This is a genomic window from Caballeronia sp. dw_276, assembly GCF_018449635.1.
In the GTDB taxonomy this organism is placed as follows: domain Bacteria; phylum Pseudomonadota; class Gammaproteobacteria; order Burkholderiales; family Burkholderiaceae; genus Caballeronia.
Genome location: NZ_JAAVUV010000016.1, coordinates 172,122 through 180,292, shown reverse-complemented (window position 1 = coordinate 180,292; position 8,171 = coordinate 172,122). Strand labels below are relative to the sequence as shown.

The following is an 8,171-nucleotide window of genomic DNA, read 5'->3' as shown; positions in this document are numbered from 1 at the left end:
CTGAACTTAGCCTCGACATGTATTGTTAGGGCTTTTTAGAAATGTCCGGTTTTAGCCAGATTTAAGTGTACCGGCGTCGATTTCCGCGCCAGCCGATTCAATCCATAGTCTATGGGCAGCACAATCACCATCATCTGAACGACCAGGCACAACATGCGCTGATGCACGGTAACGCGAAACCTTTGCATCTCCACAATTTCACGGGAATTCAATGCCAAATCTCGGCCGATTGCATCCGTCAGCCCTGATCAAACGAGCTTTCGACGGCTGGAGCGCGCGCCGTTCCGATTCATTGCGTATCGCCCTGCAGTCACTCGTCGCCAGCCTTCTGAGCTACGCGGTCCTCGCGGCCATTGACCCTTCGAACGCCACATGGGCCATCTTCTCCAGCCTTTTCACCTTGCAGAAGAATTTCGACCGAAGCATGAGATATGGCCTCGGGCAAATGGCCGGTGCAGTATTCGGCACCGCCGTCGGGCTGGCAGCCATCCATGCATTTCCTGGCAGCGAACAGTCGATGTTGCGACTTGGGCTGACTACGCTCATAACATGCGGTGTCACCGCGATCTGGCCGGCGACAAGCTACGGGGTCGTGGCGGCCGCTGTGATCGCGCTCGCGCCGTTTGCCGGCGTCTCAGATGCGGTCAACCGGGCTGGAGCGATCATCCTCGGTTCCGGCATCGGCATCGCGGTGTCCATGTCCGTATGGCCGCAGCTCGCTCGCCAACGCGTGTTCGATTTCATAGCTTCGGCACTCGACGATTGCAGCGAACTGCTTGACCATTTTTCCTTATTCGACCAACAACAAAACCGCGTCGCGCTCGACGCTCTACACGAACGATTCCTGCAACATCTCGAACTGGCTCGATCCGTATCAATCGACGCGCGTGTACGGGCACACTTTCAATCGGGCGTGACGCTATGGTCTGCTCTCTCGGCGACCGAACGGCTTTGGCATGGACTCGTTCTCATGGATCGAATTGGCGCTGCCCATGGCGGCAATTTCACGGACAAGGACCGGGAAGTGTTGATGGATGTCGGCGGGACCGTTCGATCGTGTGGGTCACTTTACCTATCAGAGCTGGCCGCATACGTGCGCGGAGGTCAAGCAGCTCCGAATCCCGACGCGTGCAGGCGAGCGCTCAATGAAGCCCACGAACTATTGCGCGAAGAAATCAGCGACCTGGCTGCACACGACAGCTACGACCGCTATCGTGCTCTGCATTCGGTTCTCTTCGGATTTGAGCAAGTCAGTGCAAATCTGATCGATCTGCACGAACTGTTGCTTCGCGGCGCACGTTAGCTACGCCAGCGAAGGACAAGATGTGAACGCGAAATCAAGACGGTCACGCGCCGGCGTTGCTCTCGATATGCGCAAAAATCTGCTTCCAGATCGACACTTCGTCCGTCACGAAAAACTCTGCCATCACCTTGTTGTTCGTGAGGTTCGCGTGCGACATGCCCATGACGTAGACGGGCGCGCCAGTCGGTTCGCCAAAATGTCCGAAGCCGCAATGGGAGCGATGCGGCAGGCCGGCACCAGGCGATTGCGTTCCTCTTGCTTAACTTGCGTTATCACTCGGGTCGCTGGACCCATTGACTCCGCCAACCTGGCGCTTCAAACGGATCCGAGAAATATTGTGTCTCGTGAACGACCTTGCCGTTTAGGAACTCCATGATGCTCACCGTATAAGCCAGTCGCCCGTTGTAGTCGATGGAGTATTCCGTGATCCATAAATGACCTTCGCCCTGGATCCGCCTGACATCAAAACCTGCTGGCTTGCCCGGATGATGGCTCCGCAGTGCCTGCAAATTTATTCGACCAAGGATTCGCTCACCCGACTGGGGATAGTCACAGATGACATCGTCATCGTAGATATCATGTTCGGCGTCGAGATCACCCGCCGCCGATGCTTGCCAGTGCAAATTCAGGGCCGCTCGTGTTATCTCTTCCTGCATAAGAGCCTCCAGATGCCATGTAGGTGCAACTGTTGCATGGGTCAAGGCATACCAGCGACGCTGCCTGCCTCGACGACCGAGACTCACGAAACCGATCAAGATGAACGTAGTGGCAAGACATTCGGATTCACGGACTGGAAACCCTCACCAACCGCTCACGCACATACCGCGCGAACTCCTGGGCAATCAGCGGCGCCACCGACGGCAATCGCAGACTGATTGCGAAACTTGGCAACGGCGGCAGATCGTCGTCGCTGCGAAGGATCGAGAGATCGCCGGGAATCGTGGATGCAAGCCACGCTGTGATGGCCATGTCGCTGCGCACGGTGGCAGTCGTTGCCTCGATGTTGCCGCTCTCGAACACAGTGCGCCATTCAATGCTTCGCTCCCGCAGCGCCGACAGCACGACGGGCCGGAAACAACATGAATCGGCGACCATCGATATAGGCAGCGGTCGCCTGTGATGCGCGTTTCCGCCACGCGCCCCGACCCACAGGAGCTGCTCGATGCGCAGGCATTCGCCGCTTGCAGTATCGGCAGTTTCCTCGACCACGGCAAGATCGAGCGACCCCGCGCCAATTGCATCGATCAACTCCGGCGAACTCGCGCACATGAGCGATACCTCCACGTTCGGATAAGCCTCGCCAAACGCCTTGAACACCGGTGGCATGTGCGTTCCAACCAGGTCGTACGGAATTCCCACTTTCAGCTTGCCGTGAAGCGGGCGCGCCGTCATGTCGCTCCAGATTTCGTCGTTCATGCCCAGCAGCTGCTTTGCCTTGCCGAGAAAACGCTCGCCGACGGGCGATAGTCCAAGCCGCCGCCCATCCCGCTCGAACAGGATGCAATCGAAGGTTTCTTCAAGCCGCTTGATCTGCTGGCTGATCGCGCCCTGCGTGAGGTGAAGGGCGTTCGCGGCAACTGTCATGCTGCCGGTATTGGCCACCGCCACAAAGGTGCGGACCAGAGTAATGTCGAGATTCCTGTTCATGCGTGCATTATGTATCGTAATGGGCGTCATCAAAATTCGTCGTTTCACTAATGGGCGCGCGGTGATTACACTCCGGTCTCCTGCAAGGACCGTCATGTCTGCTCAATCCCTCGCCCCGCTTGCGCTTTTTGTCACCGTCGCCACCCTATCGCCCGGTGGCGCGACCACACTTGCGACCGCATCGGGTGCACGGTTTGGATTCATCCGTTCAATGCCGATGATCGTTGGTATTGCCGTCGGCCTCGGTACGCTGGCTGCTGCCGCGGCGGCTGGCTTGGCGGCCATTCTGCTCGCAGCGCCCTCCTTGCAGACCGGTATGAAAATCATCGGCTCCGCATACCTACTCTGGCTGGCCATGAAAATCGCGCGCAGTGGGCCGCCTGCAGCGGGCGAAGGCAGTGCGGCGCCCGCCACGTTTATCGGCGGTGCGTGCTTGCTTTGGCTCAACCCGAAAGGCTGGGCAATGGCGCTCGGCGCGGCCGCGTCCTTCGCCATGCTGTCGGACGGTCCGCTTCATCTGGCAGCGCTGCTTGGTGGTGCGTTCGCGCTGGCTGCGGGCGTGTCCTTGTGTATCTGGTGCGCCGCGGGCGTGATGTTCGCGCGCTTATTGAAGACGCCGCGCCAATGGCGGATTTTGAACGGCTCGATGGCGATCTTGCTCGCAGTATCGATCATTCCAATGTGGAGATGAAAAATGAACACAATGTTGTTTGCAGAATCATTCGATCTGATGTCCGCCTTCGACGCGATCACCGACTTCTGGTCGCCGAAGGTCGTGGCGCAGGTCAACGATCAATACGTCAAGGTGGCGAAGGTGCGTGGGGAGCTTGCATGGCATAGCCACGCCGGCGAGGACGAATTGTTTTACATCGTGCGCGGCAATCTGCGCATGGAGTACGAGAGCGGGCGCGTGGTGCCGCTCGCGCAAGGCAGCATGCACGTGGTGCCGCGTGGCGTGCTGCACAACCCGGTGGCGGAAGAGGAATGCTGGATCGTCCTGATCGAACCGGTCACGACGCTGCATACGGGCGACGTCGATACGCCGCTTACAAAGACGCTCGCGCAGCAGCTTGCCTGACCAGAACCATATTCATTTGTCCCAAGACGATCGCCGCGCTTCCCGCGCGGCCCATCGCCGCCCGCTTCCCTGCTTCAATTCAATCCCTTGCGCGCAATGAACTTTTCCATTAATTATTTGGGATAACGCCTCGCCATCGCTCGTGTTAAATCAACCATATAAATATGCATTTTCGATTCGATAATCGATACGCGAATATAAAACAATAAAAGATTTATTTTATTTACTCTTTTGATCCTTAGCCATTGAATATCGTTATTGATGCGAGACACCGATTCTCGACATGCCAAAGTAATTCCACGTCTCCTGCCCGCGCCAGCACCAAGCCCGTCCCGGCGTCATAGCGAGTTGCAAATTTACCTGTTATCGTTTTGTCAGGAAATATTTGTCCATTTCTATCCGCTTTAAAATCTGTTCAATTTTCGTCGATCAGCGCAGTTACTATCAATTACATCGATTACCATATCTTACGAATTATTTAAGCTGGAGCTTCATTCAAATTAAACAATTCTTTTAGACTTTCCATTCGAAAACGACAACCCTCAGTTCAATGGCGTTGAAAAAGGTATTGTCTATATTCGGGACGCGTCCCGAAGCCATCAAAATGGCACCGCTGGTGAAGTGGATCGAAGCGGACCCGGACCTGCAGTCCATCGTGTGCGTAACGGGGCAGCATGAAACCATGCTGCAACAGGTCCTGGACCAGTTCGACATCACACCCGATCATCGCCTCGCCGTGATGACGGAAAACCAGACGCTCAACGGGCTCGCCGCGCGCGTGCTGGATTCACTCAACAGCGTCTTCGATATCGCAAAGCCCGATCGCGTGCTGGTTCACGGCGACACTACGACGGCTTCGTTTGCCGCGCTTGCGGCGTTCCATCGGCGGATTCCGGTTGCGCACGTCGAAGCCGGATTGCGCACGGGTGATCTGTCGCAACCCTGGCCTGAAGAGATGAACCGGCGCGTGGCGGATATTGTGTGCGACCTGCTGTTCGCGCCAACCGTCGGAGCGAAAGCGAATCTTCAGGCGGAGAATTTACAAGGCCGCGTGGTGGTCACCGGCAACACGGTGATCGATGCACTCATGATGACGGCCGCGCGCATTGACGCCGACGCACATCTGCGCAAGCGCCTGGACGCCGCACTGCCCTTCGCCGGCGACGGCAAGCCCATCCTGCTGGTCACGGGGCATCGGCGAGAAAGTTTTGGCGATGGTTTCCATCAGATCTGTCTCGCTCTGCGGGACATCGCGCGACGCGATGCGGTGCAGATCGTCTATCCGGTTCACCTCAATCCGAACGTGCGCGAACCCGTGCTTGCCATGTTGCAAGGCGAGCCGAATGTGCATCTGATCGAGCCGCTCGATTACCTTGGTTTCGTGCGGCTGATGCAGCGCGCGGCCGTTGTGCTCACCGACTCGGGCGGCGTGCAAGAAGAAGCGCCGGCGCTCGGCAAGCCGGTGCTCGTCATGCGCACTATCACCGAGCGGCCGGAAGCAGTCGAAGCGGGCACGGTGCGGCTGGTCGGCACGAGCCGCGCGGCAATCGGGGCGGCGGTCTCGGCGTTACTGGGGTCATCGACCTCTTTGTCCAAACGCCCTGCGCGGATTCCGCCGCGCGCCGCCAATCCTTACGGCGACGGCCGAGCGTCGGAACGGATCGTCGCCGCGCTTGCAGGCCGCCAATTCACGGAGTTCGGCGCTTCGCCGCCGGTGATCGATGCGCCTGCTCTCCCCCGCGCCCAGCGAGTGTCAGGCGGCTGATCAACGCGCCATCGGGCCGGGCTCGATCCTTCTTGCGGCATCCAATCGCAGCGACGCGCTTTATTGACGCGGGCTGCATCGGATCGTCGTTGCTCACATAAAACCAAATCCGCTACCGACCGTGACCCGAGCTAACCCATCGCATCATCGTCACCGCTTTTCTGCTGGCCTGCCGGCGTTTGTTCGTGTGATTCCGTGTATTGCCCTGGCCGCAGGGTCATTGAACTCGGTGGCCGCTCAAGCCCTGGATTTCGCCGGCGCATTCGATACCGCCAGCCACGCCCCTATCACGCGCACTGTCGAGTTGAAACGCCTCGGCGTGCGCGACGCGGTGGCGCTCGGCGCGCCTGACTCCCGCCGCGAATACTACTTCCCGGTGCCAGCGGGCGTGCCGATCAGCGACGCCGCCTTGCAAGTCGATGCCACTTACCTGCGCGGCGACGGCGGCCGCACGACGATGCTGGTGTCCCTCGACGGCTCGCCGGTACTCGCGCGCGCGCTCACCCAGCCACAAGGCACCGCGGCGGCGACAATCGGCGTGGATGGATCGCCGCGCGCCAATGGATACGTGCGCGTCGGTTTCGAATATGCGTCGGTGATCAATGACGCCGTGTGCGCCGACCAGACGGCAATCGGCAACGTGCTGCGCCTGGCACCTGGCACTCGCCTGAACTATCGCTACAACAGCGGCGACATTCGCGACCTGCGGACCGCGTGGAGTGCGCTGCCGCAAACGCCGGCGATAACCGTATCGTCCAAACGCCTGGGCACGCTCGCTTACGATACCGCCTGGCGCGCCGCCGCAATCATGCAGCGCGATGGCCGCGAACCGTCGGTGAACGGCTGGCCGGCCGTGGGCGACACGGTGAGTCTCGGCACGCCCGATGTGCCCGCCGCCTTGCGCGCCATGCCCGCGTTCGCGGCGCTTGCAGCCGGTGGTGAGCACAAGCTGGCGAACGCGGCCGAGGCCGGCGCGCTGCTGGCCATCCCGGCGCCCGCTGCGCTGCCGGCGGATCTCATCGTCGCCGACGACACCTTGCGCACGAACGTCAACGCCTCGCTCGACGCGCTGCGTCTGCAAGCGGCGGCGATATCGCCGGAAGCCGCGAGTGCGTTCGATGACTGGCGTGCGCGCGTCGCCGCTCCGCTTGTCACGCCGCTCGCGCCCGGCGAAGCACGTCTTGTGCACGTGGCGGGTCAGGCGGCGATCGTGGTCGGCGACACGCGTTCGGTCGGCGCGCTCGCACAGGTCTGGCGCGCCGTGGATGGATCGAATCAGCTGGTCGTGCATCACATAGACAGCGCCGCGAACGGGCGCCATGACGTCGTGCCGCTTGCAGCGCTCGGTGGTGAACCGCGCACGGTGAATGTGTTGCGCCAGGCATCGTGGACCGCGGATTTCGATCTCGGCGCGGTGGCGGGCGCGGGACGATTGCCGGACGACGTGGTGCTCGATCTTGCCGGCTCGCCCAACGGCCACAACGCGGGCGTGGTCGCCTCGGTATTTTTCAACGACACGCTGATCGGCTCGAAATTGCTCGATGCCGATGGCCGCGCCCAGCGTGTCACGTCGCATATTCCGCGTACATCGCTTAGTTCGCGCAACCTCTTGCGCGTCACCTTCACCCGCCAGTCCGACTCCGGTTGCGCAAGCGACGAAGGCTATCCGGCAGCGGTCCTGCCGACGAGCCATCTCACGCTCGTCAAGGCCGACGCCGACGACAACTTCACCGGCATGGTCGCGCGCTTTGCAACGAGCGCAAGCGTCATGGTGCCGAACGCTTATCTCGCCGACGCCACGACCACCCTTCCCCGCGTTGCACGCCTTGCCGACGCCACCGGCGTCGATCCGCAGCGTGCGTCCCTGACGGTGACGTCGGGCGCCGCCGCGGTCATGCCGCCGGGACCATTCCTCGCGTTCGACGTCGCACTTGCTGACCAGAAGTCGCACGTGCGGGTCGCGGACACGCGCCTCGCCATCACCGGCAATGACGACCAGCCACTTTACGATGTCAGCCAGCAAGGCGTGGGCGTGCTGGATGTCGCGCATGCAGGCGATACGCGGGGCGTGATCTGGCGCAGCGTCGGCGCACGCGCGCCGCTCGTGCCCGTGAGCCTTCAATTGGCGCAAGCCGACGTTGCGGTTATCGACGGTACGGGTGTCCTGAAAGAAATCGATACCCGAGACCCGGCCAACATGATCCGTATCGATACCGGCAATCAGGCAGGCGCGCCATGGTCGGAGAAATGGCTGGCGTGGACGGTGCCGGCGTTGCTTGTCGGCATGTTCATCCTGTTGCTGATGTTCGCCGCGCTGGTGCGCAGCCGCAGGAAGCACGCTGAAATGCAGGCAGAAAATTCGCCGCCGAAATGAGGAC

The 8,171-nt window shown here is 60.6% G+C and carries 7 protein-coding genes; 5 read left to right on the top strand and 2 right to left on the bottom strand.

All coding sequences use genetic code 11. The features are described 5' to 3' along the window. Positions 1–211: 211 nt before the first annotated feature. Positions 212–1,303: an FUSC family protein gene (locus HB633_RS27885; RefSeq protein WP_213781393.1), complete on the top strand. Its 1,092-nt coding sequence runs from the start codon at positions 212–214 to the stop codon at positions 1,301–1,303. A gap of 272 nt (positions 1,304–1,575) precedes the next feature. Here the strand turns inward: HB633_RS27885 and HB633_RS27880 are convergent, their stop codons facing one another. Next, on the bottom strand, positions 1,576–1,959 hold the full coding sequence (locus tag HB633_RS27880; RefSeq protein ID WP_213781392.1) for a nuclear transport factor 2 family protein: 384 nt from the start codon (positions 1,957–1,959) through the stop codon (positions 1,576–1,578). 127 nt (positions 1,960–2,086) lie between these two features. Beyond that, a complete protein-coding gene (locus HB633_RS27875; protein ID WP_213781391.1) occupies positions 2,087–2,950 on the bottom strand; it encodes a LysR family transcriptional regulator in 864 nt (287 codons plus the stop codon). A 94-nt stretch (positions 2,951–3,044) separates the two neighbouring features. On the opposite strand from HB633_RS27875, the gene HB633_RS27870 reads away from it, so the two are divergent. The 4 genes from HB633_RS27870 (at position 3,045) to HB633_RS27855 (ending at position 8,167) form a co-directional block, all read left to right on the top strand. Continuing rightward, entirely contained in the window at positions 3,045–3,641 is a 597-nt protein-coding gene (locus HB633_RS27870) for a LysE family translocator (RefSeq protein WP_213781390.1), read from the top strand. Between the two features lie 3 nt (positions 3,642–3,644). Next, the gene (locus HB633_RS27865; RefSeq protein ID WP_213781389.1) at positions 3,645–4,028 is read left to right on the top strand and encodes a cupin domain-containing protein; all 384 of its coding nucleotides are present in this window, start codon (positions 3,645–3,647) and stop codon (positions 4,026–4,028) included. A gap of 550 nt (positions 4,029–4,578) precedes the next feature. After that, positions 4,579–5,793, top strand: coding sequence for a UDP-N-acetylglucosamine 2-epimerase (non-hydrolyzing) (wecB, locus tag HB633_RS27860; protein WP_276572789.1), 1,215 nt, complete (start codon positions 4,579–4,581; stop codon positions 5,791–5,793). Between the two features lie 229 nt (positions 5,794–6,022). Next, positions 6,023–8,167 (top strand): cellulose synthase, encoded by a 2,145-nt coding sequence (locus HB633_RS27855; RefSeq protein WP_346730379.1) that lies wholly within the window; start codon positions 6,023–6,025, stop codon positions 8,165–8,167. Positions 8,168–8,171: the final 4 nt, after the last annotated feature.